Source organism: Streptomyces sp. NPDC031445 (assembly GCF_055581365.1).
On the sequence record NZ_JBVIJO010000001.1, the window covers coordinates 924,190 to 950,184 of the forward strand.

The following is a 25,995-nucleotide window of genomic DNA, read 5'->3' on the forward strand; positions in this document are numbered from 1 at the left end:
CGGGGGACGGTGACGTGGCCGTCCGACCGGGTGCAGACGGCCTGGTCCCGGTTCGGCCCGGACCCCGGGCCGGGCAGTTCGTACGGGAAGCCGCGCGTGCGCGGAGCGAGGAGGTACCGGGCGTGGAGACCGTGGGCACGCAGGTGGACGCGCAAGGGCGCGCCGGGGAGGGGGCGCCCAGCGCCGCCGGTCCGGTCATCGCCGGTGCCGGGCCCGTGGCCGGCCCGGGTGAGCAGGCCACCGTACGGCTGCGGGACGGCGACCCGGAGGAGCCCCCGCGGTACGCGCCCGAGTGGCTGAGACTGCGCGAAGGCGCCGACGCCGCGGCCCGCGCGCGGGAACTGCTCGACCCGCTGCGGATGCGGCTTGCCGGTCTGCCGGGCCGCTCCGGCGGACTCGTCGTGCACGACCTGGGCTGCGGCACCGGCTCGATGGGCCGCTGGCTCGCACCCCGGCTCGACGGCGCCCAGCACTGGATCCTGCACGACCGCGACCCCTACCTGCTGCACTTCGCCGCCGCCGCCTCCCCGCGCGCCGCCGCCGACGGCAGCCGCGTCACGGTCGAGACCCGGCGCGGTGACGTCGCCCGGCTCACCCCGGACGTGCTGAGCGGGGCCTCGCTGGTGACCGCGTCCGCGTTGCTCGACGTGCTCACCCGGGAGGAGATCGAGTCCCTGGCGGACGCCTGCACGGGTGCCGGCTGTCCGGCGCTGCTCACCCTCTCCGTCGCCGGACGCGTCGAACTGGCCCCCCAGGACCCGCTGGACACCGAGATCGCCGAGGCGTTCAACGCCCACCAGCGGCGCGCCGGGCTCCTCGGCCCGGACGCGGTCACCGTGGCCTGCGAGGCGTTCGCCGCGCGCGGGGCCACGGTCCGGGTGCACGCGAGCCCGTGGCGGCTCGGCGCCGAGGAGGCCGCACTGACCGGGCAGTGGCTGCGCGGCTGGGTGGGCGCGGCCGTAGAACAGCGGCCGGAACTCGGCGAGCGGGCCGAGGCGTACCTGAACGCCCGGCTCGCCGACTGCGCGGCCGGCGCGCTGCGGGTCACCGTCCACCACACCGACCTGCTGGCCCTGCCCCGGCCGAGGGGCGCGGCGGCGTGAGCGGGCGGACGACGGCGACGGGCACGAGGGCGCCGGCCGGGGAGGTCACGGCCACGGACGCGCGTACGTCGGCGGCGGGCGAGGACACCGGCACGCGCGTGCGTACGGCACCGGCGTGCGCGGCGCCCGGCTCGGCTCCCGCGCACGCGCGCGTGCCGCGGGGGCGGGAGCTTCACACGGACGCGGCGACCCCGGACGCGGCGGCGACGCGGCCGGACCCGGTGCCGGCGGAACCGGCGTGCGCGGCGCCCGATCCGGCGCCCGTGGGCTCCCGCGTGCCGCGAACGCTCCTCCTGGGCGCGGCGGCGACGCGGCCGGACCCGGTGCCGGCGGAGCCCCACGCTTCCCCCGCCCCCCGGCGCCGTGGCCCCCGGGCCCTCCGTACCCACGTCGGCAGCCTCGTCGGGGCCGGCATCCTCGGCGCGCTCCTGTGGCGGCTCGGTACCGGTGCCCTGCTGGACGGGCTGCGGCGGATCGACACCGTGTCGGTGCTGGCGGCCCTGGCCATCGGCGGGGTCACCACCGTGTGCAGCGCGTGGCGTTGGCAGCTGGTGGCCCGGGGCCTGCGGCTGCGGCTGCCGCTGGGAGCGGCCGTGGCCGACTACTACCGGGCGCTCTTCCTGAACGCGGCCCTGCCCGGCGGCATCCTGGGCGATGTGCACCGCGCGGTCCGGCACGGGCAGAGCGCGGGCGACGTGCGGCGCGGGGTGAAGGCGGTCGTACTGGAGCGGGTCGCCGGGCAGCTCGCGCTGGCCGTGGCGGGCGCGGCGGTGCTGCTGACCCTGCCGTCGCCGGTGCGTGCCGAGGTCCGTGCCTTCGCCCCGCTCGCGGTGGCGGCCGCGGCCGGCGCGCTGGCCGTCGTACTCGCCGTCCGGATGAACCGTCCGCCGGGCCGCCGCAGCGGCGCGCTGCGCCGGACCCTCGGCGAGGCCCGCCGGGGACTGGCGTCCCGGCGCAGCGGGCCGGGTGTGGCGCTGTCCTCCGCGGTGGTCCTGGCCGGCCACCTGGTCATGTTCGTCGTGGCGGCCCGGGTGGCCGGCTCCACCGCTCCAGTCGCGGTGCTCCTGCCGCCGGCGGTGCTGGCGCTGCTGGCCATGGGGCTGCCGCTGAACGTCGGCGGTTTCGGCCCCCGCGAGGGCGTCACCGCGTGGGCGTTCGGCGCGGCGGGGCTCGGCGCGGACACCGGTGTCGCGGTCGCCGTCGTCTACGGCGTGCTGAGTTTCGTGGCGAGCCTGCCCGGGGCCGTGGTCCTCGTCCTGCGCTGGTACGGCACCCTGCGCACCGCGCGCGCCCCCGCACCGTCCGCCGCCGCCCCCGACGTCCGCCCGCCGACCGGGGCCGCCCCCACGGGTCCCGGTCGGCAGGCGGCCGCCGGCCGGGGTCAGTCCCGGTCCGGCGCCGGGGTGAGCAGCCGGAAATACGGGCCGAAGGATTCCGCCAGGCTCGCCAGCAGTTCCTTCCCCTTTTCCGCCGAACCCAGGGAAGGACGGCCGATGACACCCGATTCGGTATAGGCGGACATTCCCACGGCGAGCAGATGGCGACGGTCGTCGGCGACGAAATCGGCGGACTCGTGACCAGGGCGGACGAATTCGGGGTGAGCGTGCAGCAGAATCGAGGTCTCGATTTCTCCCGCGTGCATGTCGGTGAGCAGCGAGGTGACCACCCCGGCCCGTTCCCGCGCCGCCTCCCAGTCCTCGGCGGCCGGGAACAGCGCCATCCGCTCACCGCGCGCGGAGGCCTCCTGGACGACGTTGCCCAGCACGTAGTTGCCGCCGTGCCCGTTGACGACGACCAGCGCGCCGACGCCCGAACGGCGCAGCGACGCCGCGATGTCCGAGACCACCGCGTGGAGGGTCACGGCGGAGATGCTGACGGTCCCCGGCCAGGCCGCGTGCTCGTGCGAGCAGGAGACCGTCACCGGAGGGAGGAGGTGCACCGGGTACGCGGCGGCGATCTCCCGCGCCACGGCGCAGGCGACCAGCGTGTCGGTCGCCAGCGGAAGGAACGGACCGTGCTGTTCGAAGCTCCCGACGGGAAGGACGGCGACCTGTGCTGACACGTCCGCCCCCCGGGTCCGCACGTCCTCGGTGGTGTCCGTCGGCAGCACGCCGCTCACCACCCCGTACGCCGCCGTCCGCGCGCCCGAACCACTCATCTTTTCACGGCCTTTCGTCTCTGTTGAGGAATCAGATCATGACAGAAAACACCGGCGTCGACATCGGCGTACTGGGCAAGAAGTCCCCGCGGCGTTCCGGCGCGGAACGCGTCGTGAATGCACCGCTGCCCACCGTGTACGGGAATTTCCAGGCGGTCGGTTACCTCGACCACGACCGCGGTGACGAGCAAGTGGCCCTGGTGTACGGCGAGGTCGGCACCGAGAACGTGCTGACCCGGCTGCACTCGGAATGCCTGACCGGGGACGCGTTCGGCTCCCGGCACTGCGAGTGCGGGGACCAGCTGGAGGCCGCCCTGCGCGCGGTGGCCGCCGAAGGCAGCGGCATCGTCGTCTACTTGAGGGGGCACGAGGGCCGCGGCATCGGCCTGCTCGCCAAGCTGCGCGCGATGGCGCTCCAGGCGGAGGGCCTGGACACGGTGGAGGCGAACCTCGCGCTGGGCCTGCCCGTCGACGCCCGCGACTACGGCGTGGCCGCCGAGATCCTGCGCGACCTCGGGGTCCGCTCGGTACGGCTGATGTCCAACAACCCGCGCAAGCGGGAGGCGCTGGTCCGGCACGGCGTCCAGGTCGCCGAGCAGGTGCCGCTGCTGATCGAGCCGTGCGAGAGCAACATCACCTACCTGCGGACCAAGCGGGAGCGGATGGACCACCACCTGCCCCATCTGGACGCCGTCGCCCACGGCTCCTGAACGCCCCGTCGCCGGTTCGGCGGGCCGGGAACCGGAAAGGATCAGGCGACGGGCGTACGGCGCGGTGGAGGAGGCGGCGTGGACCTTCGGGCCGAGGTGGTCATCGTCGGCGGCGGGGTGATGGGCACGAGCATCGCCTGGCACCTGGCGCGCGCCGGCGTCCGGGACGTCGTCCTCGTCGAACGGGACGAACTCGCCGCCGGCTCCACCTCGAAGGCCGCGGGCGGAGTGCGGGCGCAGTTCTCCGACGAGCTGAACATCCGGCTGGGGGCGCGCAGCCTGGAGGCGTTCGGCCGGTTCGCCGAGGAGGTCGGGCAGGACATCGGGCTGCACCGGGCCGGCTACCTGTTCCTGCTCTCCACGCCCTCGCAGGTGGCCTCCTTCGAGGCGGGGGTGCGGCTGCAGAACTCCCTCGGGGTGCCCAGCCGCCTGCTCACCCCGCAGGAGGCCCGCCGGCTCTCCCCGCTGATCCGCACCGACGGCCTGCTGGCCGCCGCGTACTCCCCGGACGACGGCCACTGCACCCCCGAGGCGGTCGTCCACGGCTACGCGACCGCCGCCCGCGCCCACGGCGCCCGCACCTGCGCCGCACCGAGGTCACCGGCATCGAACTGCGCGGCGACACCGTCACCGCGGTCACCACGCCCCTCGGCAGGATCGCGACCGGCACGGTGATCTGCGCGGCCGGCGCCTGGTCCCGCGCGGTCGGCGCCATGGTGGGCGTGGAGCTGCCGGTGCGGCCGCTGCGCCGGCAGATCGCCGTCACCGGACCGGTGCCGGGCCTGCCGCCCACGCTGCCCATGACCATCGACTTCACCACCAGCCTGTACTTCCACCGCGAGGGCCCCGGCCTGCTGCTCGGCATGTCCGACCCCGACGAGCGGCCCGGCTTCGCCACCGACACCCACGACCGGTGGATCCCGCGGCTCGCCGAGGCGATGCGGCGGCGCGCCCCCGCCCTCCTCGACGCGCCCCGCACGGGCGGCTGGGCGGGCCTGTACGAGAACACCCCCGACCACAACGCCCTGATCGGCGAGGCGCCGCACGTGTCCCGGTTCCTGTACGCGACCGGCTTCTCCGGGCACGGCTTCCTCCAGGGGCCCGCCGTCGGCGAGGTGATCCGCGACCTGTACCTCGGCCGCGTACCCTTCCTGGACATCAGCCCGCTGAGCGCCGGCCGGTTCGCGGCCGACGCCCCGCGCCCGGAGGCCAACCTGGTATGACCGAGCTCCATCTGTGGCTGCGCCACGAGCCCCGTACGACCGAACGGCGCACGCCCGTCGTCCCCGCCGACGCCCGCCGCCTGGTCGACAGCGGGGTCACGCTCACCGTCGAGGAGTCCCCGCAGCGGATCTTCCCCACCGAGGAGTACGAGGCGGCCGGCTGCCGCCGCGCCCCGGCGGGCTCCTGGGCGGCGGCACCCCGCGGCACCGTGATCCTCGGCCTCAAGGAACTCCCTGACGAACCCGCCGAGTTGGTCCACCGGCACATCTTCTTCGGGCACGCCTACAAACAGCAGCCGGGCGCCGCCGGGCTGCTGCGCCGGTTCGCGGCCGGCGGCGGGGCGCTGCTCGACCTGGAGTACCTGGTGGACGACGAGGGCCGCCGGCTCGCCGCCTTCGGTTACTGGGCGGGGTACCTGGGCGCCGCGCTCGCCGTGCTCCAGCACCGCGGCCGGCTGGCGGCACCGCTCACCCCCACGACGAAGGACGACCTGGACGCCGTACTGCGCCCGGCGGCCGGGGACACGGAGTTCACGGCGCTGGTGATCGGCGCCCTCGGGCGCAGCGGGCGCGGCGCGTCGGCGGCCTTCGGCACGGCGGGTGTCGAGGCGACCCGCTGGGACCTGGCGGAGACCCGCGACCTGGACCGGCGGGCCCTGCTCGGGCACGACGCGATGGTGAACGCGGTCCTCGCCACCAGCCTGGTCCCGCCGTTCCTGCGCGAGGAGGACCTGGACTCCCCGGCCCGCCGGCTGCGCACCCTGTGCGACGTCACCTGCGACGTCGGCGGACCGTTCAACGTCCTGCCGGTCTACGACCGTACGACCGACTGGGCCGAGCCCGTGCGCCGCCTGCGCGCCGAGCCGCCGCTGGACCTGATCGCCATCGACAACCTGCCGTCGCTGCTGCCCCGGGAGTCCAGCGTCGACTTCTCGGCGGCCCTGCTGCCGCAGCTGCTCGCCTTCGGCCCCGGCGGCGCCTGGGGCCGCTGTCTCGAACGGTTCCACCAGGCCTGCCGTGAACTCGGCATCCACCAAGGGGAGTCGCACCCATGACCGACCGTGTCCCGGCGAGCGGAACCGTCCACTGGATCGGCGCAGGCCTGTCCACCGGCAGCGGGCTCGCCGCGCTGTGCCGTACGGCCGGCAGGGTGCTGCTGTGGCACCGCACCGAGGACCGTGCGGCCGGGGCGCTGGCCGGCCTCGGCCTGACGGGACGGGCCGAGCCCCGCGGCCTCACCGCCCCGGACGCCCTCGCCGCCGCACTGGAGCCCGGCGACGTCGTGGTGTCGATGCTGCCGGCGCCGGAGCACGCCGGGCTGCTGGCCGTCTGCGTGCGGGCCGGGGCGCACTTCGCCTGCTCCAGCTACGTCTCACCGGAGCTGCTGGCGCACGCGCGGACGGCGCGGGCGGCGGGCCTGGTCGTGCTCGCCGAGACCGGGCTTGACCCGGGCATCGACCACCTCTTCGCGCACAGCCTCATCGGCCGGGCCCGGTCGCGCGTCGGCGAGCACACCCCGGCCGCCTACCGGCTCACCTCGTACTGCGGCGGCGTCCCGGCCGTGCCGAACGACTTCCGCTACCGCTTCAGCTGGGCGCCGCTCGGTGTGCTCGGCGCCCTGCGCTCGCCCGCCCGGTACCTGGAGGACGGCGTCGAGACCACGGCCGGCCGGCCCTGGGAGGCGACCCGCCCGCTCGTCCTGGACGGCGAGACCTTCGAGGCCTACCCCAACCGCGACAGCATCCCCTTCGTCGCCCAGTACGGGCTGCCCGCCGCCTGGACCCCGCGCACCTTCGTCCGGGGCACCCTCCGGCTGGACGGCTGGCTGAAGGCGTGGGAGCCCGTCTTCGAGGAGCTGACGACGGGCGACGACGAGCGGATCGCCGCGCTGGCACTGCGGCTGGCGGCGGCCCACCCGACCACGGACGCCGACCGCGACCGGGTGGTGCTCTCCGTCTCCCTCACGGTCGAAGCGGGCGAGGGCCGGCCCTGGACCGGCGCCTACCTGCTCGACCTGACCGGTGACGCCGAGGAGTCCGCGATGGCCCGCTGCGTCTCCCGCCCGCTCGCCCTCGGCGTCCGGCACATCCTGGACGGCAGCCTGCGGGCCGGACTGCACCGGGCGGCGGGGACCGCGCAGCGCGCGGACCGGTGGCTGGCCGAACTCGCCGACGACGGGCTGGAGTTCACCCTCACCCTGGGCCAGTAGCCGGCCGCCGGGTCAGTCCGTCACCGCCGCGTGCACCAGCCGCCGCAGCTCGGGGAACACCTTCAGCCTCTTCGGGCGCACCTGGCTCATGAACTGCACGGTCAGGTCGTGGGCCGGGTCGACCCAGAACGCGGTCGTGGCCACGCCGGTCCAGCCGTACGTGCCCAGATGGGACGGGGCCAGGGTGCGGGCCGGGTCGGTGACGACGGAGACGTTGAAGCCGAAGCCGAGGCCGTCCATGGCCGGTTCGCGGTGGACCGGGGCGCCGAAGGAGCGGATGGTGGCCCCGCCCGGCAGCTGGTTGCGGGTCATCAGGGCGAGCGTCCCCGGCGCGAGCAGCCGTACGCCGTCCAGCTCGCCGCCGCGGCGCAGCATCTCCATGAACCGGTGGAAGTCGTGCGCGGAGGACACCAGGCCGCCGCTGCCCGACAGGAACCGCGGCCGGCCGCGCACCGGCAGGCCCGGCACCGGTTCGATCCCGCCCTCGTCCGTCTCGCCGTACAACTCGGCGAGCCTGCCCGCCTGTTCGGGCGTGATGTGGAAGCCGGTGTCGGTCATGCCGAGCGGGCCGAGGATCCGCTCGGCGAAGAACGCGTCCAGCGGCCGCCCCGAGACCACCTCGATCACCCGGCCCAGCACGTTCGAGGCGACCGAGTAGTTCCACTGGGTGCCCGGGTCGGCCTGCAACGGCATGCGCGCGTAGACCTCGACGGTCTCCGCGAGGTCCTTGCCCGGCGGCACCGAGTACTCCAGGCCCGCCTCGCGGTAGAGCGCGTCCACCGGGTGGCGGTGGTAGAAGCCGAAGGTCAGACCCGCGGTGTGGGTGAGCAGATGCCGGATCAGGATCGGACCGGCGGCCGGGCGGGTGCGCACGCCGGCGCCCGAACCCTCCACGTACACACGGGGGTCGGCGAAGGCGGGGAGGTGACGTTCCAGCGGGTCGTCCAGGGACAGCCGGCCCTCCTGCACCAGCAGCAGCACGGCGACCGCGGTCACCGGCTTGGTCATCGAGTAGATCCGCCACAACGTGTCCGGCTCGACCGGCAGCCCGGCGGCCACGTCCCGCAGGCCGTACGTGGTCAGGTGCGCGACCCGGCCGCCGCGGGCCACGGCCACCAGACAGCCGGGCAGGCGTCCCGCGTCGACGTGCTCGGCGAGGTGCCGGTCCAGGCGGTCCAGCGCCTCGGCGTCCAGCCCCGCCTCCGCCGGCTCCACGTCCTGTCGCAGCAGTCCCATCGCTCTCCTCCGGTCGCGTCGTCCCCGATGCGTCCCGACTCCCGCGCGGGCCCGCACCCGCCTCTCATCGTCGCGCAGGACGCCTGGTCGGGAGGGGCCCATCCGGGGTGGGTGTGATCGATTCGACGTTGTGCGTGAGGGGCAGGGCACCGGCCGGGGGCGGTGTCCGCGGGGGCGTGCTCGCTGCCGGCGGGGTGGGGCGGGCGCGGGCGGGCAGCGCGAGGGCCGCCGGGACGGCGAGCGCGGTCAGGGCCGCCAGGGCGAGCAGGGTGGGGCGGGTGCCCGTGCCCAGCAGGGCGGTCGCGCAGGCCACGCCCACGGCGGGGGCCGACGTCCAGCGCGGCCGGAATCCGCCCGCGACCCCGGCCACCGTCACCCCCGCCCGCCGCACGATCACCTGCGTGGCCGCCGCCATCACCGTGCCGCACCCGGCGCCCAGCAGTTCTCCCGCCCCTGCTACCGGCGGCGGGGGAATGGACGGAGAACCGCAGGGGGTTGACCCGGGTATGACTCAGGACTCCTCGCAGGACGCGCTGCTCGGCCTCCTCTCCGCGGGACACGCCGGCGTACTGGTCACCCTCAGGCGCGACGGGCGCCCCCAGCTGTCCAACGTCAGCCACGCCTACGATCCCGACGAGCGGATCATCCGGATCTCGGTCACCGACGACCGCGCCAAGACCCGCAACCTCCGCCGGGACCCGCGCGCCTCGTACCACGTCACCAGCGACGACCGCTGGGCGTACACCGTCGCCGAGGGCACGGCCGAGCTGACGCCGGTCGCCGCCGACCCGCACGACGAGACCGTCGAGGAGCTGATCCGGCTCTACCGGGACGTCCTCGGCGAGCACCCGGACTGGGACGACTACCGCGCCGCGATGGTCCGCGACCGCCGCCTGGTGGTCCGGCTGCGCGTCGAGCGGGCGTACGGCATCCCGAAGGGCTGACCCCGGGCGCCCCGCGGCCGCCCGCCCGCTCACGGCGCCTCGGCGGTCCGTGTCTCGATCGCCCGCAGGACGGCGACCATGTCCTCGCCGCCGTACCCCTGCGCCACCGTCTCCTCGAACAGGGTGTGGCAGACGTCGAGGAGCGGCGAGGCGATACGGGCCTTGCGGGCGGCCTCGGCGATCAGCCGGTTGTTCTTGAGCACGTCCAGCGCCGCCGCCTGCACCGCGAAGTCGCGCTCGCGCAGCTTGGGCGCCTTCATCCGGGACACCGCGCTGGCCATCGGGCCCGCGTCCAGGACGTCCAGGAACAGCCGGCGGTCCAGGCCCTGCCGCTCGGCGAAGTGGAACGCCTCGGTCAGCCCGGTCACCTGGGTGATCAGGAAGATGTTCACCGCCAGCTTCATCAGCAGCGCACCCGGCACCGCACCGCACGCGAACGCCTCCCGGCACACCGGCGCGAGCAGTGGCCGTACGGCTGCCACGGCGGCCTCCTCCCCGGCGAGCATCGCCACCAGCTGCCCCTGTTCCGCCGGCACCCGGGACCCGGAGACGGGCGCCTCGACATACCGGCCGCCGGCGGCGCGGATCGTGCTCTCCAGGGCGTGGGAGTACTCCGGCGAGGTCGTGCCCATGTGGACCACGGTCCGGCCCGCCACCCGCGCTGCCAGTGCGGGCGTGCCCCTGCCGAGGACCTCGTCCGTCGCCGCCTCGTCGGCGAGCATCAGCAGCACCACCTCGGCCCGCGCGAACACCTCGCCGGCGTCCTCGGCGACCTCGGCGCCGGCCGCGCGCAGCGGCTCCGCCCGCTCCGGGGTCCGGTTCCAGACCACCAGGGGCGTGCCGGCCGACGCCAGGCGCAGGGCCATGGGCCGCCCCATCACTCCGAGACCGATGAATCCGACGTGCATGGCTGGCCGCCCTCCGTGCCCCGGGTCGACTATGACAACGGTCATAGTAGCCGCCGCTATGACGCCGGTCATACAGTGGCGGCGGAGGAACGGAGGTCGACGATGACGCAGGCGCGGCGCGGACCGCGGGAGCGGATGGTGTTCAGCGCGGCTCAGCTCATCCGGCGGCAGGGGGTCACCGCGACCGGCATGCGCGAGGTCGCCGCGCACGCGGACGCGCCGCGCGGCTCCCTCCAGCACTACTTCCCGGGCGGCAAGGAACAGCTGGTCAACGAGGCGGTCATGTGGGCCGGCCGGTACGCGGGCAAGCGGGTCGCCCGCTTCCTCGCGGGGCTCGACCGGCCGACGCCGAGCGGCCTGTTCGCGGCGATGGCCGCCCAGTGGGCCGACGAGTACGCGGCGGACGGCTTCGCGGCGGGATGCCCGGTCGCCGCCGCCACCGTCGACTGCGCCACGTCCGGCGACTCGACCCGGGAGGCGGCGGCCACCGCGTTCGCGACCTGGCGGGGCCCGGTCGCCGAAGCGCTGTCGGACATGGGCGTCCCCCCGGCCCGCGCCGGGTCCCTGGCCACGCTCATGATCAGCGCGCTGGAGGGGGCCATCCTGATGGCACGAGCCGAGCGGGACGTACGGCCCCTCACGACGGTCGTGGAGGAACTGGCCCCCCTGCTGGACGCCGCCACGGGTCCCTGAACACGGCGGCCCGTGGCGCCGGACCTCCGCGCACCCCGGCGTCGTGCCACGCGCGTGCGCCCCTCGCCCGCACGCGACACCGTCAGCCGGCCGCCCGCCCCGCCGTCAGATAGGCGATCACCATGTCACCGAGCATGGTCCGGTAGTGCTGACGCTGCGCCGGGTCCACCAGGTCCCGGCCGAACAGGGCGCCGAACGTGTGCCGGTTGGCGACCCGGAAGAAGCAGAACGAGCTGATCATCGCGTGCAGGTCGACCGCGTCCACGTCGGCCGTGAACAGCCCGGACTCCTGCCCGGCGGCGAGGATGCGGCGGATCACGTCCAGCGCCGGGGAGCCGGTCCCGCCCAGCTTCTCGGAGGCCGCGATGTGCTCGGCGCCGTGGATGTTCTCGATGCTGACCAGCCGGATGAAGTCCGGGTGCCGCTCGTGGTGGTCGAAGGTCAGCTCGGCCAGCCGCCGGATCGCGGCCACCGGGTCCAGGTGGTCCACGTCCAGCTCCTGCTCGGCGTCCCGGATCACCCCGTACGCCCGCTCCAGCACGGCCGTGAACAGCTGCTCCTTGCCGCCGAAGTAGTAGTAGATCATCCGCTTGGTGGTACGGGTGCGGGCGGCGATCTCGTCCACGCGGGCGCCGTCGTAGCCGGCCCGCGCGAACTCCTGCGTGGCCACGTCGAGGATCTCGGCCTTGGTGCGGGCGGCGTCGCGCGCCCGCCCACCGGGTCGTACCGGTTCGTCGACGCTGGTCATCGCTGTCCTTCGGGCCGTGAGGCGCCGGGGCGGCGCGCTCGTACGCGTGCCGGTGATTGTAGAAGCAGGGCTCCGGCGCCCGGCGGCCCAGCACGGGTGCGCGGCCTCACTGGCGGCTGACCGCGCGGGTGACGCCGGCGATCACCGTCGTCGCCAGGATCCAGCCGGTGAGGACGAGGACGTAGGCGAGCACCTGGTAGCCGCCGCGCGGCGCGAACGCGGAGTCCTGCCCGAAGGAGATCACCGGCAGCAGCAGGTCGAGCGTGTAGAACACCGGCTGGAACGGCGGCGCCTCGCCCGCCTTCAGCGGCAGGGGGTGGTGCAGCGCGAAGGCGACGGAACCGGGCGCGAGCAGCGACAGCAGCCAGCCGGCGGCGCGCAGCGGCCGGAAGCCGTAGCCGACGGTGACGTCCTGGACCAGGCCCCACAGCCGGCCGTACCAGGGGAGCGTGCGGCGGTGCCGGCGCTGCTTGGCGAGCTGCACCAGCCGGGCCGCGTGGTCGTCGCCGACGCGGCGGTAGGCGGCCGTCAACTGCTCGTAGGCGTGCGGGGTGTAGCCGTCGCGGTCCCGCTCCAGCACGGGCAGCCGGCGCTCGGCGGGTTCGTGCGGGACCAGGGCGGTGTACGACAGGTGGTTGAGGAGCACCTCGCCGGGCGCGCACTCCGGCTCCAGGAACAGGACGTCGATCTGCGCGCGGCGCAGGTTGAGGGCGCCGTCCATGGGCGGCCCCTTGCGCAGCCACAGCTCACCGATGGCCGTGCTGCTGGCCCGCAGCGCCGAACCGCCCGGATGCGACAGGGCGGTGTACGACAGGTCGAGCCGTCCGGCTATTCGGGCGCCGCGCAGGCCCGTCGAGCCGCGCACCCGCGCGTACCGCACCAGCATGTCGCCGCCCACGGCGAAGGTCTCCGCCTCCAGCGCGGCGTGCCCGGGGTTGTCGAGCCGGGCCTCGGCGAGGTTGACCGATCCGGCGACGGTCGCGCCGCTCAGCCGTGTCTGCCCGCGGGTGCGCAGCCCCGGCGCCCACAGGTCGGCGCCGATCGCGGCCTGGTTGAGCTGGAGCACCGGCTCCTGCGCGTCCGGCACGGCCACCTCGGCGCCCTCCAGGTACAGGCTGCCGTCGATCCGGGCGCCGCCCAGCCGCACGATCCCCGTGCACCGGGCCCGGGTCAGCCGCACGGCACCGTCGACCCGCACGGCGTGGGCGACCAGTCCGGGCAGGACGGACTCGCTGAGGTTGAGTTCGCGCAGCCGGGCGGCGTGGCACCGCGGGGCCTCGTCGAAGTGGCAGTGCCGCAGCCGCACCGGGTGGTCGACGGTCGCGTACTGCAGGTCCAGCCGGCCCGTGATCCGGGCGCCCGCCAGACTGAGCGCGGCCGTCTCGCCGTCCTGCCGCGGACCGCCGAGGAGCAGTGCCCGCAGCACCCGGGCCCGCACGGTCCGTCCGGCGCCCCGGTTCGCCCCGTCGGCGGGGTCCTCGTCGGGTGACTCCCGGAAGTCCACGGCCTCCCCGCGCGGGAAGGCCCGCCACACCCGCTCCTCGGCCGCCGTCAGGTCGCTGATCTCCACCAGCGGGACTCTCACCCGAGGGGCGGGCGGCTGTCAATCCGCCCGGACGGACGGGGTGTTGAACACGAGGGCCCCCGGCTCCGCTGTCGGCGGACCCGGGGGCACACGGCTGTGCGGTGCGGCTACGGCCTGACGTTCCACTCCGTGATCACCGGACGGTCGTGTTCCGTCGACAGACGGCTGACCGTGCCGGTGGCCAGCTGGAACAGCCGGCCCTCGGCGGGCGGCAGGCCCAGGCGGCGCGCGGTGAGCACGCGCAGGAAGTGGGCGTGGGCGACGAGGACCACGTCGCCCTCGGCCAGGGCCGGGGACAGGCGGGCCAGGACCCGGTCGGCGCGCGCGCCGATCTCCTGCGGCGACTCGCCGGGGTGCCCTTCGGGGCCGGGCGGCACGCCGTCGGTCCACAGGTCCCAGTCGGGCCGGGAACGGTGGATCTCGGCGGTGGTGACGCCCTCGTAGCCGCCGTAGTCCCATTCGTGCAGGTCGGGGTCGGGCACGACCCCGGGTATGCCCGCCAGTTCGGCGGTGCGCAGGGCGCGGCTCAGCGGGCTGGCGAGCGCCAGGGCGTAGGTCCGTCCGGTGAGGAGCGGGGCGAGGGACTTGGCCTGTTCCTCGCCGTGCTCCGTGAGGGGCAGGTCGGTCCAGCTGGTGTGCTGTCCCGACAGGCTCCACTCCGTCTCACCGTGGCGGACCAGCAGGAGGTCCCCCACGGCAGGTCAGTCCTTCTTCTCGACCGCGTGGCCGCCGAACTGGTTGCGCAGCGCGGCGATCATCTTCATCTGCGGGGAGTCGTCCTGCCGCGAGGCGAACCGGGCGAACAGGGACGCGGTGATCGCGGGCAGCGGCACGGCGTTGTCGATGGCCGCCTCGACGGTCCAGCGGCCCTCGCCGGAGTCCTCCGCGTAGCCGCGCAGCTTCTCCAGGTGCTCGTCGTCGTCCAGGGCGCTGACCGCGAGGTCCAGCAGCCAGGAACGGATGACCGTGCCCTCCTGCCAGGAGCGGAACACCTCGCGGACGTTCTCCACCGAGTGCACCTTCTCCAGCAGCTCCCAGCCCTCGGCGTAGGCCTGCATCATGGCGTACTCGATGCCGTTGTGAACCATCTTGGAGAAGTGCCCGGCGCCGACCCGGCCCGCGTGGACGTAGCCGTACGGGCCGTCCGGCTTGAGCGCGTCGAAGACCGGCTGGAGCCGGTCCACGTTCTCCTTGTCGCCGCCGACCATGAGCGCGTAGCCGTTCTCCAGGCCCCACACACCGCCGGAGACACCGGCGTCGACGAAGCCGATGCCCTTGATGCCGAGCGCGGCGGCGTGCTTCTCGTCGTCCGTCCAGCGGGAGTTGCCGCCGTCGATCACGGTGTCGCCGGGGGACAGCAGGTCGCCGAGTTCGTCGATGACGGTCTGGGTGGCCGTGCCGGCCGGGACCATCACCCACACGTGGCGGGGCGCGTCGAGCTTCTCGACCAGTTCGGCGAGGCTCTTGACGTCGGAGACCTCAGGGTTGCGGTCGTAGCCGATGACGGTGTGGCCGGCGCGGCGGATCCGCTCGCGCATGTTGCCGCCCATCTTGCCTAGACCGATGAGACCGAGCTGCATGATCAGTTCTCCGATGCGTTCTTGAGAGTGCGGTAGGCGGCGACGAGGGCGGTGGTGGACGGGTCGAGACCCGGCACGTCCGCGCCTTCGGTGAGGGCCGGTTCGACGCGCTTGGCGAGCACCTTGCCCAGCTCCACGCCCCACTGGTCGAAGGAGTCGATGTTCCACACCGCGCCCTGGACGAACACCTTGTGCTCGTAGAGGGCGATCAGCTGGCCGAGCACCGACGGGGTCAGCTCGGTGGCGAGGATCGTGGTGGTGGGGTGGTCGCCGCGGAAGGTGCGGTGCGCGACCTGCTCCTCGGCCACGCCCTCCGCGCGGACCTCCTCGGCGGTCTTGCCGAAGGCCAGGGCCTGGGTCTGGGCGAAGAAGTTGGCCATCAACAGGTCGTGCTGGGCCTTGAGTTCCTCGCTCAGTTCGCCGATGGGCCGGGCGAAGCCGATGAAGTCGGCCGGGATGAGCTTGGTGCCCTGGTGGATCAACTGGTAGTAGGCGTGCTGGCCGTTGGTGCCCGGGGTGCCCCAGACCACCGGGCCGGTCTGCCACTCCACCGGGTTGCCGTCGCGCTGCACCGACTTGCCGTTGGACTCCATGTCCAGCTGCTGGAGGTACGCGGTGAACTTCGACAGGTAGTGCGAGTACGGCAGCACCGCGTGGGTCTGGGCGTCGTAGAAGTTGTCGTACCAGATGCCCAGCAGGCCCAGCAGCAGCGGCGCGTTGGCCTCGGCGGGCGCGGTGCGGAAGTGGTCGTCGACGATCCGGAAGCCGTCCAGCATCTCGCGGAACCGGTCCGGGCCGATGGCGATCATCAGGGAGAGGCCGATGGCGGAGTCGTAGGAGTAGCGGCCGCCGACCCAGTCCCAGAACTCGAACATGTTGTCCGGGTCGATGCCGAACTCGGTGACCTTCTCCGCGTTCGTGGACAGCGCCACGAAGTGCTTGGCCACGGCCTTCTCGTCGCCGTCCAGTCCGTTCAGCAGCCAGGAGCGGGCGGAGGTGGCGTTGGTGATGGTCTCGATCGTGGTGAACGTCTTGGACGCCACGATGAACAGCGTCTCGGCCGGGTCCAGGTCCCGGGTGGCCTCGTGCAGGTCGGAGCCGTCCACGTTCGACACGAACCGGAACGTCAACTCCCGCGCGGTGTACGGGCGCAGCGCCTCGTAGGCCATGGCGGGGCCGAGGTCGGAGCCGCCGATGCCGATGTTGACGACGTTCCTGATGCGCCGGCCGGTGTGCCCGGTCCACTCGCCGGAGCGGACCCGCTCGGCGAAGCCGGCCATCTTGTCGAGCACGGCGTGCACCTTCGGCACGACGTTCTCGCCGTCGACCTCGACCACCGCGTCCCGGGAGGCGCGCAGCGCGGTGTGCAGCACCGCCCGCCGCTCGGTGAGGTTGATCTTCTCGCCGCGGAACATGGCGTCCCGCAGCGCGAACACGCCGGTGGCGGTGGCGAGTTCCTGGAGCAGGGCCAGGGTCTCGTCGGTGATCAGCTGCTTGCTGTAGTCGATGTGCAGGTCACCGACCCGCACGACGTACCGCTCGGCGCGGCCGGGGTCCGCCGCGAACAGCTCGCGCAGGTGCGGCTGGCCCTGGGCGCGGTGGTCGGCGAGGGCCGTCCACTCGGGCCGGTGGGTGAGCTTGGGGTACTCGGCCATCTCAGGCGTTCTCCTTGGTGCCCTCGCCCTGGAGGGCGATGGCGTACATCTCGTCCGCGTCGAGGCGGCGCAGTTCCTCGGCGATCAGTTCGGAGGTGGGGCGGACCTTCAGGGCGAGGGTGCGCGGCGGCTGGCCCGGCAGGGTCAGCGTGGCCAGCGGGCCCTCGGGGCGGTCGACGACGATCTCGCCGTTCGCCGTGCCGAGGCGTACGGTCGTCACGAAGGGGCCGGCGCTGTGCACCCGGTCCACCGGGACGCCCAGGCGGACCTGGAGCCAGCGGGCGAGCAGCTCGGCGCTGGGGTTGTCGGCCTCGGCCTCGACGGCCGCCGAGGTCACCTTCACGCGGGCCTGGTCCATGGCGGCGGCCAGCATCGACCGCCACAGGGTCAGCCGGGTCCAGGCCAGGTCGGTGTCGCCGGGGGCGTAGGTGCGGGCCCGGGCGTCCAGGACCTCCAGCGGCCGCTCGACGGCGTACAGGTCGGTGATCCGGCGCTGGGCGAGCGCGCCCAGCGGGTCCTTGGACGGAGCCTCGGGCGCGTCCACCGGCCACCACACGACCACCGGGGCGTCCGGCAGCAGCAGCGGCAGCACCACCGAGTCGGCGTGGTCGGACACCTCGCCGTAGGTGCGCAGCACCACCGTCTCGCCGGTGCCGGCCTCCGAGCCGACCCGGACCTCGGCGTCCAGCCGCGAGTGGGTGCGGTCGCGCAGGGTGCGGGCCTGCCTGCGGATGACGACCAGGGTGCGCGAGGGGTGCTCGTGCGAGGCCTCCTCGGCCGCCTTGATCGAGTCGTAGGCGTTCTCCTCGTCCGTGACGATGACCATCGTCAGGACCATGCCCACGGCGGGCGTCCCGATGGCGCGGCGGCCCTGCACCAACGCCTTGTTGATCTTGCTTGCCGTGGTGTCGGTCAGGTCGATCTTCATGGCCTGCGCCAGCTCCGTCCGTCTCGTGCGAGCATCTCGTCGGCTTCACTCGGTCCCCAGCTGCCCGACGCGTACTGCGCCGGCCTGCCGTGCGACGCCCAGTAGTCCTCGATCGGGTCGAGGATCTTCCAGGACTCCTCCACCTCCTGGTGGCGGGGGAACAGGTTGGCGTCGCCGAGCAGTACGTCCAGGATGAGCCGCTCGTACGCCTCCGGGCTCGACTCGGTGAACGACTCGCCGTAGGCGAAGTCCATCGAGACGTCCCGGATCTCCATCGACGTGCCCGGCACCTTCGAGCCGAACCGCACGGTCATGCCCTCGTCCGGCTGGACGCGGATGACGATCGCGTTCTGCCCCAGCTCCTCGGTGGCGGTGGAGTCGAACGGCGAGTGCGGGGCCCGCTTGAAGACGACCGCGATCTCGGTGACCCGGCGGCCGAGCCGCTTGCCGGTGCGCAGGTAGAAGGGGACGCCCGCCCAGCGGCGGTTGTCGATGCCCAGCTTGATCGCGGCGAAGGTGTCGGTCTTCGACTTGGGGTCGATGCCGTCCTCCTGGAGGTAGCCGACGACCTTCTCGCCGCCCTGCCAGCCGGCCGCGTACTGGCCGCGCACGGTGTGCCGGCCCAGGTCCTCCGGCAGCCGCACCGACTTCAGCACCTTCAGCTTCTCGGTGAGCAGCGCCTCCGCGTCGAACGCGATCGGCTCCTCCATGGCGGTCAGCGCCATCAGCTGGAGCAGGTGGTTCTGGATGACGTCCCGGGCGGCGCCGATGCCGTCGTAGTAGCCGGCCCGGCCGCCGATGCCGATGTCCTCGGCCATCGTGATCTGCACGTGGTCGACGTACGACCGGTTCCAGATCGGCTCGTACATCTGGTTGGCGAAGCGCAGCGCCAGGATGTTCTGGACGGTCTCCTTGCCGAGGTAGTGGTCGATCCGGAACACCTGGTCCGGCTCGAACACCTCGTGCACGATCGTGTTCAGCTCACGCGCGCTGTCCAGGTCGTGCCCGAACGGCTTCTCGATGACCGCGCGCCGCCAGGAACCCTCCGGCGGGCTGGCCAGGCCGTGCTTCTTCAGCTGCTGCACGACCTTCGGGAAGAACTTCGGCGGCACCGAGAGGTAGAAGGCGAAGTTGCCGCCGGTGCCCCGGGAGGAGTCCAGCTCGTCGACGGCGTCCTTCAGCTGCTTGAACGCGGTGTCGTCGTCGAAGTCGCCGGGGATGAACCGCATGCCCTCGGCGAGCTGCTGCCACACCTCCTCGCGGAACGGGGTGCGGGCGTGCTCCTTCACGGCGTCGTGCACGACCTGCGCGAAGTCCTGGTCGGCCCAGTCCCGGCGGGCGAACCCGACGAGGGAGAAGCCCGGCGGCAGCAGGCCGCGGTTGGCCAGGTCGTACACGGCCGGCATCAGCTTCTTGCGGGACAGGTCGCCGGTCACCCCGAAGATGACCAGGCCCGACGGCCCGGCGATGCGGGGCAGCCGGCGGTCCTGGGCGTCCCGCAGCGGGTTCACCCAGTCGGCGGCCGGGGCCACCGGCACGCGCACCTCCTCGGGTGCGGGCGCCTGGGCGGGTGCGTTCTCGGTCATCGGGCGTCAACTCCCTTGCTCTTCAGGGACTTCGCAACGGCGTCCAGGAGGTCCTGCCAGGCCACCTCGAACTTGGCGACACCCTCGTTCTCCAGCTGCCGGACGACCTCGTCGTAGGAGATGCCGAGCCGCTCGATGGCGGCCAGGTCGGCACGGGCCTGCGCGTAGCCGCCGGTCACCGTGTCACCGGTGATCTCGCCGTGGTCGGCGACCGCCTTGAGCGTGGCCTCCGGCATGGTGTTGACGGTGCCCGGCGCGACCAGCTCGTCCACGTACAGGGTGTCCTTGTAGGCGGGGTCCTTCACACCGGTGGACGCCCACAGCGGGCGCTGCTTGTTCGCCCCGTCCGCGGCGAGCGCCGCCCAGCGGCCGGAGGCGAAGACCTCCTCGTACGCCTCGTAGGCGAGGCGGGCGTTGGCGAGGGCCGCGCGGCCCTTGAGGGCGAGGGCCTCGTCGGTGCCGAGGGCGGTCAGCCGCTTGTCGATCTCGCTGTCCACGCGGGAGACGAAGAAGGACGCCACGGAGTGGATCGTGGCGAGGTCGACGCCCCGCTCGCGGGCCTTCTCCAGGCCGGCCAGGTAGGCGGCCATGACCTCGCGGTAGCGCTCCAGGGAGAAGATCAGGGTCACGTTGACGCTGATGCCGAGCCCGATGACCTCGGTGATCGCCGGCAGGCCCGCCTTGGTCGCCGGTATCTTGATCATCACGTTGGGCCGGTCGACCAGCCAGGCCAGCTGCTTGGCCTCGGCGACGGTGGCCTCGGTCTCGTGGGCGAGCCGGGGGTCGACCTCGATGGAGACGCGGCCGTCACGGCCGCCCGAGGCGTCGTACACGGGACGCAGGACGTCGGCGGCGTCCCGCACGTCGGCGGTCGTCATCATCCGTACGGCCTCGTCGACCGTCACCCCGCGCACGGCGAGGTCGGTCAGCTGCTCCTCGTAGCCCTCACCGGAGCCGATGGCGGCCTGGAAGATGGACGGGTTGGTGGTGACACCGACGGCACTTCCGCTCGCCACCAGCTCGGCGAGGCTGCCCGAGGTGATCCGCTTGCGGGACAGGTCGTCCAGCCAGATCGACACCCCCTCGTCGGCGAGGCGCTTGAGGGCTCCCGGGGTGGGGATTGCTTCGGTCACTGTGCTCATCTCTCTTGTCGTGCGTCTTCGGTGCGTCGGTGTGCTTGGTGTGTTCGGTGGTGCGTCGGTTCAGGCGCGCGTGGCGGCGAGCGACTCGCGGGCCGCCGCGGCGACGTTCTCGGGGGTGAAGCCGAACTCGGCGAACAGGGTCTTGGCGTCGGCGGAGGCGCCGAAGTGCTCCAGCGAGACGATGCGTCCGGCGTCACCGACGAACCGGTACCAGGTCAGGCCGATGCCGGCCTCGACGGCGACCCGGGCCTTCACGGCCGGCGGCAGCACCCGCTCGCGGTACTCGCGCGGCTGCTCCTCGAACCACTCCACGGACGGCATGGACACCACGCGCGTGCCGATCCCCTCGGCCTCCAGCCGCTCCCGCGCGGCCACGGCCAGCTGCACCTCGGAGCCCGTCGCGATGATGATCACCTCCGGGACCTCCGTCGAGGACTCGCGCAGCACGTAGCCGCCCTTGGCCGCGTCCGGGTCCGGCGCGTACACCGGCACGCCCTGGCGGGTGAGCGCGAGCCCGTGCGGGGCGGGGTGCGTGGCGTGCCTCTTCAGGATCTCGGCCCAGACGACCGCGGTCTCGTTGGCGTCCGCCGGGCGGACGACGTTCAGGCCCGGGATGGCGCGCAGCGAGGCCAGGTGCTCGACCGGCTGGTGGGTGGGGCCGTCCTCGCCGAGGCCGATGGAGTCGTGCGTCCACACGTACGTCACCGGCAGCTGCATCAGCGCCGCCATCCGCACGGCGTTGCGCATGTAGTCGGAGAACACCAGGAAGGTGCCGCCGTAGATCCGGGTGTTGCCGTGCAGGGCGATGCCGTTCATCTCCGCGGCCATGGAGAACTCGCGGATGCCGAAGTGCACGGTACGGCCGTACGGGTCGGCCCCGGGCAGCGGGTTGCCCTCGGGCAGGAAGGAGCTGGTCTTGTCGATGGTGGTGTTGTTCGATCCGGCGAGGTCGGCGGAACCGCCCCACAGCTCGGGCAGGACCGGGCCGAGCGCCTGGAGCACCTTGCCGGAGGCGGCGCGGGTGGCGACGGACTTGCCCTCCTCGAAGACCGGGATGCTCTCCTCCCAGCCCTCGGGCAGCTCGCCCTTGCTGACGCGGTCGAACAGCGCGGCCCGCTCGGGGCTCGCGGCACGCCACTCGGCGATCCGCTTGTCCCAGGCCGCGTGCGCCTCGGCACCCCGGTCCAGGGCCCGCCGGGTGTGCTTCAGGACGTCGTCGGCCACCTCGAAGGTCTGCTCCGGGTCGAACCCGAGGAGGCGCTTGGTGGCGGCGATCTCGTCCTCGCCGAGCGCGGAGCCGTGCGCGGCCTCGGTGTTCCGGGCGTTCGGGGCCGGCCAGGCGATGATCGTGCGCATCGCGATGATCGAGGGCCGCTCGGTCTCGGCCTGGGCGGCCTTCAGCGCGGCGTGGAGGGCGGGGACGTCGATGTCACCCTCGGCGGTGGGCTCGACGCGCTGGGTGTGCCAGCCGTAGGCCGCGTACCGCCCCAGCACGTCCTCCGAGAAGGCGGTCGCGGTGTCGCCCTCGATGGAGATGTGGTTGTCGTCGTAGAGGAAGACCAGGTTGCCGAGCTTCTGGTGGCCGGCGAGCGAGGAGGCCTCGGCGGAGACGCCCTCCTCCAGGTCGCCGTCGGAGACGATGGCCCAGACGGTGTGGTCGAAGGGGGAGGTGCCGGCGGGGGCCTCCGGGTCGAACAGGCCGCGCTCGTAGCGGGCGGCCATCGCCATGCCGACGGCGTTGGCGACGCCCTGGCCGAGCGGGCCGGTGGTGGTCTCCACGCCCGCGGTGTGCCCGTACTCGGGGTGGCCCGGGGTCTTCGAGCCGTGCGTGCGGAAGGCCTTCAGGTCGTCCAGCTCCAGCTCGTAGCCGGCGAGGAACAGCTGCGTGTAGAGGGTCAGCGAGGTGTGGCCGGGGGAGAGGACGAACCGGTCACGGCCGGTCCACTCCGGGTCGGCCGGGTCGTGTCGCATCACCTTCTGAAAGATCGTGTACGCGGCAGGCGCCAGGCTCATCGCGGTGCCCGGGTGTCCGTTGCCCACCTTCTGCACCGCGTCTGCCGCCAGAATCCGGGCGGTATCCACGGCACGCCGGTCGAGGTCGGTCCACTCGAAGCTCTCGGAAGTCTGCGTAGTCATCTTCAAGAAGTCCTCGTTCAGTGCGGGATGGCTGGCCGGACGCGTTCAAACTTAAAAGTCTGACTTTTTCGGGGAAAGGTCGGGGTGTGTCAGCCTGTGGTGAATCTGGGACAGTGATCACGCGACAGAGAGAGGAAGAACCGGGCATGACGGGCATAAGACACCAAGCTGAGGGTGACGTGATCAGAACGTTCCCCTTCCCGGCCGATCTGGCCGTCGGCGGCGTCGGCATGCAGATCGGCCCGATGGGCACCGACCACCGCTGGCACGTCGACGCCCCCCTGCACCGCGTCCACCGTATCGACTTCCACGTCGTCATGCTCTTCACCGGCGGCCCGGTACGGCACATGATCGACTTCGCCGAGTACGAGGCCGCCGCCGGAGACCTCCTGTGGATCCGCCCCGGACAGGTCCACCGGTTCTCCCGCGACACCGTGTACCGCGGAACCGTCCTGACCATGCAGCCCGGCTTCCTGCCCCGCGCCACCGTCGAGGCCGCCGGCCTGTACCGCTACGACCTGCCGCCGCTGCTGCACCCCGACCCCGCGCAGCTGGCCGGGCTCCACGCGGCCCTCGACCAGCTGCGCCGCGAGTACGAGGACGCCGAGACGCTCCCGCCCGGCCTGCACACGGCGGTCCTGCGGCACAGTCTGACCGCGTGCCTGCTGCGCCTCGCCCATCTCGCCACCAGCGCGGCCGAGACCTCCCGGCAGCACACCGACAGCACCTTCACCCGCTTCCGGGACGCCGTCGAGCGAGGCTTCCCCACCAACCACAGCGTCAGCGCCTACGCCGACGCCCTCGGTTACTCCCGCCGCACCCTCGTCCGCGCCGTCCGCGCGGCCACCGGCGAGACGCCCAAGGGCTTCATCGACAAGCGCGTCGTCCTGGAGGCCAAGCGCCTCCTCGCCCACACGGACCTGCCGATCGGCCGCGTCGGGGTGGCCGTGGGCTTCCCCGACGCGGCGAACTTCTCGAAGTTCTTCCACCTGCACACCGGGCAGACACCGGTGGCGTTCCGGGCGGAGCTGCGCTGAGCGCCTGCGTGGACGGGGGCGTTCGCCCGGTGCCGGATCCGGCGCGCCTCGTGCGGGCACGGCCGGTGGGGCCGCATGACGGCGGCGCCGGAGGCCGACGTCCACGTGCACGTCGGCCCCCGGCGCCGCGGGCCCGCCCGGTCAGTGACCGAAGTCGAACCAGTTCACGTTCACGAAGTCGGCCGGCTGGCCGCTGGTGAAGGTGAGGTAGACGTCGTGCGTGCCGGTCACCGCGCCGATGTTGGCCGGGACCGTCCGCCAGGACTGCCAGCCGCCCGTGTCGCCCACGGCGAAACTGCCGACGGGCGCGTTGCCGCGGCTGTCCAGACGCACCTCGACCAGGCCGCTGACCCCGCCGCCCGCACCGCTCGCGACCCGGGCGTAGAACTGCCTGGCCGCCGTGGAACCGAAGTTCACGCCCTTGTACAGCGCCCAGTCGCCGTTCGCGAGGCTCCCGATGTCCTGGCCGCCGCCGGTGTCCGTGGTGGCCTCCGTGACGACGCCGGACTGACTGTCGTACGACTCGGCCTGGACGGGGCTGTAGGCGTCCCGGTTGCCGGTCGGCGGGGGAGTGGTGCCGCCGCCCGAGGACCGCAGGACCTGCACGTAGTCGACGACCATCGGGTGGCCCGGCTCGGTGCCGCCGTCCGGGCCGCCGCCGAACGCGGCCGGGAAGCCGCCGCCCATCGCGACGTTGAGGATGAGGAAGTAGCCGTGGTTCGTGGCGTTCGCCCACGTCGCCGCGTCGACCTGGTTCGCCCGCACGGTGTGGAAGTTGACGCCGTCGAGATAGAAGCGGATCTCCTCGGGGCTGGTCGAGCGGTCCCACTCCATCGCGTAGGTGTGGAAGCCGGCCTGGCAGGTGGTGCCGGTGCAGGAGGTGGAGTTGCCGATGCCGGAGGTCTCGTTGCACGGGCCGCCCGGGTTCGTGCCGCAGTGCATCGTGGCCCAGTCGGTGTTCAGGCCCTGGACGTTCTCCATGATGTCCAGCTCGCCGATGCCCGGCCAGTTCCAGTAGTTGCCGCGGAACGGGGCGCCGAGCATCCAGAACGCCGGCCAGTAGCCCTTCGCGGCGGCGCCGGTGACGTTCGGCATCTGGATGCGCGCCTGGACGCGCAGCTTCCCGCCGGCCGGGGGCTGGAAGTCGGTGCGGGTGGTCTCGATCCGGCCGGAGGTCCAGTTGCCGGAGGCGTCGCGGCGCGGGGTGATGAGCAGGTTGCCGTTCCCGTCGAGCGCGACGTTGTTGGTGCTCGACGTCATCGTCTCGACCTCGCCGGTGCCCCAGTTGGCGGCCCCGCCGGGGTAGGAGGTTCCGGTGTCGTACTGCCAGTCGGCCGTGTTGACGCCCGAGCCGGCCGCGCCGTTGAAGTCGTCCACGAAGACCTGCGTCCAGCCCGAGGGCGGGGCGGGCGCGGACGCGTCGGCGGGTGCGGTGGCGGCCGTGGCGAGGGCCGCGGCCAGGCCGAGCGTGGCGACGGCGGCGGTGAAGGCGCGCCGCAGCGGGCGGGGTCTGGGGATGCCGGAGGATGCGCTCATGGGGAGCCTCTCGGTACGGGTGTGTGCGGGGGTTTCGTGAGAGCGCTCTCAGGCAGACTTCCCTGCGCTGCTTGAGAGCGCTCTCACGGTGCCGCCAATGTGCTCCCCGGCCCGGAGACCGTCAAGAGTCGAAGCAAGGAAAGTCCTTGCCGTGCACGGGAGTTCACGGGGTGAAGCCACCCGTACCGGCGCAGACCGCGCCGCCCGCCGGTCGGCCCGGTACGACTCCGGCACCGGTGCGCGGGGCCCCTTCCCGGGCGGGTCACGCGAGGCCCACCGCAGGGCCGGGCTCACCTCCCTCTCGATGGCGGATCACTTCGCCGGCTCGGCGGCAGCGGAGCCGGCGCCCGCAGTGGGCTCGCACCGCGTACACCTTTGCGGGCCGCTGCTCTTCGGCGGTCCCACGGCAGGCGTACGGCAGCGGTGCCGTCCGGCCGCGATGCGGCGGCCCGACGGCGGCAGGGCGACGGCCGGACGCCGGGGCCGGCCCCCGGGCGGCCGCCGGCCACGCGGGGTGCCTTACCCGCTGTCGGCCGCCGGCCACGCTCCCTCGTGCCGGTGGCATCTGACCCCGACCGGCGCTCCCGTGCGCCCGCGTCACCACCGCACTCCTCGGCCCGAGGGCCGCCCCGTGGTCCACGATCCGGCGCGCGCGCCGAACGGCTGCCCGGCCAGGAGGGCGCCGGAGCGGGCGGCACCGCCTACGGCCTGCGCACCGCGCCCCTCGGCGTCGGCATCGCCCGGCGCCTGGCTCGCCTCGTCTCCGTCCCGGGCCGCCGACGCGGTCATGAGGCCGCGTGTCCGGCGGACGCCGGTGGCGCGCACCCGTGCTCCGCCGATCCGGTGCCCGGCCACGCCACCGGCCCGGTGCGTGCGGT

At 73.6% G+C, this 25,995-nt stretch carries 21 protein-coding genes and 2 pseudogenes; 9 read left to right on the plus strand and 14 right to left on the minus strand.

Translation table 11 applies throughout. From position 1 onward, the window contains the following. The first annotated feature begins 143 nt into the window (after positions 1-143). Positions 144-1,103 (plus strand): trans-aconitate methyltransferase, encoded by a 960-nt coding sequence (locus ACZ5DC_RS03830; RefSeq protein ID WP_468649924.1) that lies wholly within the window; start codon positions 144-146, stop codon positions 1,101-1,103. A gap of 323 nt (positions 1,104-1,426) precedes the next feature. After that, positions 1,427-2,284, plus strand: a pseudogene (locus ACZ5DC_RS03835) (lysylphosphatidylglycerol synthase transmembrane domain-containing protein); the annotation flags it as partial. Between the two features lie 200 nt (positions 2,285-2,484). On the opposite strand, the gene ACZ5DC_RS03840 reads toward ACZ5DC_RS03835, so the two are convergent. Then, positions 2,485-3,261: a creatininase family protein gene (locus ACZ5DC_RS03840; RefSeq protein WP_468649051.1), complete on the minus strand. Its 777-nt coding sequence runs from the start codon at positions 3,259-3,261 to the stop codon at positions 2,485-2,487. 38 nt (positions 3,262-3,299) lie between these two features. On the opposite strand from ACZ5DC_RS03840, the gene ribA reads away from it, so the two are divergent. From ribA to ACZ5DC_RS03860, 4 genes and pseudogenes are all read left to right on the plus strand, one after another. After that, entirely contained in the window at positions 3,300-3,971 is a 672-nt protein-coding gene (gene ribA, locus ACZ5DC_RS03845; RefSeq protein ID WP_468649053.1) for a GTP cyclohydrolase II, read from the plus strand. Between the two features lie 120 nt (positions 3,972-4,091). Continuing rightward, a pseudogene (locus tag ACZ5DC_RS03850) lies at positions 4,092-5,194 on the plus strand (NAD(P)/FAD-dependent oxidoreductase). Then, positions 5,191-6,249, plus strand: a complete 1,059-nt coding sequence (locus tag ACZ5DC_RS03855; protein WP_468649055.1) for a saccharopine dehydrogenase — start codon at positions 5,191-5,193, stop codon at positions 6,247-6,249. Before ACZ5DC_RS03850 ends, ACZ5DC_RS03855 begins: the two are co-directional and overlap by 4 nt. After that, positions 6,246-7,403, plus strand: coding sequence for a saccharopine dehydrogenase family protein (locus ACZ5DC_RS03860; RefSeq protein ID WP_468649057.1), 1,158 nt, complete (start codon positions 6,246-6,248; stop codon positions 7,401-7,403). The genes ACZ5DC_RS03855 and ACZ5DC_RS03860 overlap by 4 nt, the downstream gene beginning before the upstream one ends. A gap of 12 nt (positions 7,404-7,415) precedes the next feature. Here ACZ5DC_RS03860 and ACZ5DC_RS03865 read toward each other — a convergent pair whose 3' ends face one another. Further along, entirely contained in the window at positions 7,416-8,639 is a 1,224-nt protein-coding gene (locus ACZ5DC_RS03865; RefSeq protein WP_468649059.1) for a serine hydrolase domain-containing protein, read from the minus strand. 64 nt (positions 8,640-8,703) lie between these two features. Further along, entirely contained in the window at positions 8,704-9,054 is a 351-nt protein-coding gene (locus ACZ5DC_RS03870; RefSeq protein ID WP_468649061.1) for a hypothetical protein, read from the minus strand. 91 nt (positions 9,055-9,145) lie between these two features. Here ACZ5DC_RS03870 and ACZ5DC_RS03875 point away from each other — a divergent pair, with 91 nt between their 5' ends. After that, the gene (locus tag ACZ5DC_RS03875; protein WP_468649063.1) at positions 9,146-9,583 is read left to right on the plus strand and encodes a PPOX class F420-dependent oxidoreductase; all 438 of its coding nucleotides are present in this window, start codon (positions 9,146-9,148) and stop codon (positions 9,581-9,583) included. Positions 9,584-9,612: 29 nt separating this feature from the next. Here the strand turns inward: ACZ5DC_RS03875 and ACZ5DC_RS03880 are convergent, their stop codons facing one another. Continuing rightward, complete coding sequence (locus ACZ5DC_RS03880) at positions 9,613-10,491, minus strand: NAD(P)-dependent oxidoreductase (protein WP_468649065.1); 879 nt, start codon at positions 10,489-10,491, stop codon at positions 9,613-9,615. Between the two features lie 102 nt (positions 10,492-10,593). Between ACZ5DC_RS03880 and ACZ5DC_RS03885 the strand changes: the two genes are divergently transcribed. Beyond that, positions 10,594-11,184: a TetR/AcrR family transcriptional regulator gene (locus ACZ5DC_RS03885; protein ID WP_468649067.1), complete on the plus strand. Its 591-nt coding sequence runs from the start codon at positions 10,594-10,596 to the stop codon at positions 11,182-11,184. 82 nt (positions 11,185-11,266) lie between these two features. Here ACZ5DC_RS03885 and ACZ5DC_RS03890 read toward each other — a convergent pair whose 3' ends face one another. The 9 genes from ACZ5DC_RS03890 to tkt all read right to left on the minus strand — a co-directional run bounded on the left by ACZ5DC_RS03890 (position 11,267) and on the right by tkt (position 22,544). Then, positions 11,267-11,932, minus strand: a complete 666-nt coding sequence (locus ACZ5DC_RS03890) for a TetR/AcrR family transcriptional regulator (RefSeq protein WP_468649069.1) — start codon at positions 11,930-11,932, stop codon at positions 11,267-11,269. A gap of 106 nt (positions 11,933-12,038) precedes the next feature. Further along, positions 12,039-13,502, minus strand: a complete 1,464-nt coding sequence (locus ACZ5DC_RS03895) for a membrane-associated oxidoreductase (RefSeq protein ID WP_468649071.1) — start codon at positions 13,500-13,502, stop codon at positions 12,039-12,041. 122 nt (positions 13,503-13,624) lie between these two features. Then, positions 13,625-14,212, minus strand: a complete 588-nt coding sequence (locus ACZ5DC_RS03900; RefSeq protein ID WP_468649073.1) for a histidine phosphatase family protein — start codon at positions 14,210-14,212, stop codon at positions 13,625-13,627. 6 nt (positions 14,213-14,218) lie between these two features. Beyond that, complete coding sequence (gnd, locus tag ACZ5DC_RS03905) at positions 14,219-15,097, minus strand: phosphogluconate dehydrogenase (NAD(+)-dependent, decarboxylating) (protein WP_468649075.1); 879 nt, start codon at positions 15,095-15,097, stop codon at positions 14,219-14,221. 2 nt (positions 15,098-15,099) lie between these two features. Beyond that, positions 15,100-16,752, minus strand: a complete 1,653-nt coding sequence (pgi, locus tag ACZ5DC_RS03910; protein ID WP_468649077.1) for a glucose-6-phosphate isomerase — start codon at positions 16,750-16,752, stop codon at positions 15,100-15,102. Position 16,753: 1 nt separating this feature from the next. Continuing rightward, the gene (gene opcA, locus ACZ5DC_RS03915) at positions 16,754-17,680 is read right to left on the minus strand and encodes a glucose-6-phosphate dehydrogenase assembly protein OpcA (RefSeq protein ID WP_468649079.1); all 927 of its coding nucleotides are present in this window, start codon (positions 17,678-17,680) and stop codon (positions 16,754-16,756) included. Continuing rightward, complete coding sequence (gene zwf / locus ACZ5DC_RS03920; protein WP_468649081.1) at positions 17,677-19,266, minus strand: glucose-6-phosphate dehydrogenase; 1,590 nt, start codon at positions 19,264-19,266, stop codon at positions 17,677-17,679. The genes opcA and zwf overlap by 4 nt, the downstream gene beginning before the upstream one ends. After that, on the minus strand, positions 19,263-20,408 hold the full coding sequence (gene tal / locus ACZ5DC_RS03925) for a transaldolase (protein WP_366752418.1): 1,146 nt from the start codon (positions 20,406-20,408) through the stop codon (positions 19,263-19,265). The genes zwf and tal overlap by 4 nt, the downstream gene beginning before the upstream one ends. A gap of 60 nt (positions 20,409-20,468) precedes the next feature. Then, positions 20,469-22,544 carry a transketolase gene (tkt, locus tag ACZ5DC_RS03930; protein WP_468649083.1) on the minus strand — a complete coding sequence of 692 codons (2,076 nt, stop codon included), beginning with the start codon at positions 22,542-22,544 and terminating at the stop codon, positions 20,469-20,471. Positions 22,545-22,690: 146 nt separating this feature from the next. Between tkt and ACZ5DC_RS03935 the strand changes: the two genes are divergently transcribed. Further along, positions 22,691-23,581, plus strand: a complete 891-nt coding sequence (locus tag ACZ5DC_RS03935) for a helix-turn-helix domain-containing protein (RefSeq protein ID WP_468649085.1) — start codon at positions 22,691-22,693, stop codon at positions 23,579-23,581. 141 nt (positions 23,582-23,722) lie between these two features. Here ACZ5DC_RS03935 and ACZ5DC_RS03940 read toward each other — a convergent pair whose 3' ends face one another. Beyond that, positions 23,723-25,117, minus strand: a complete 1,395-nt coding sequence (locus ACZ5DC_RS03940; RefSeq protein WP_468649087.1) for a glycoside hydrolase family 16 protein — start codon at positions 25,115-25,117, stop codon at positions 23,723-23,725. Between the last annotated feature and the right edge of the window lie 878 nt (positions 25,118-25,995).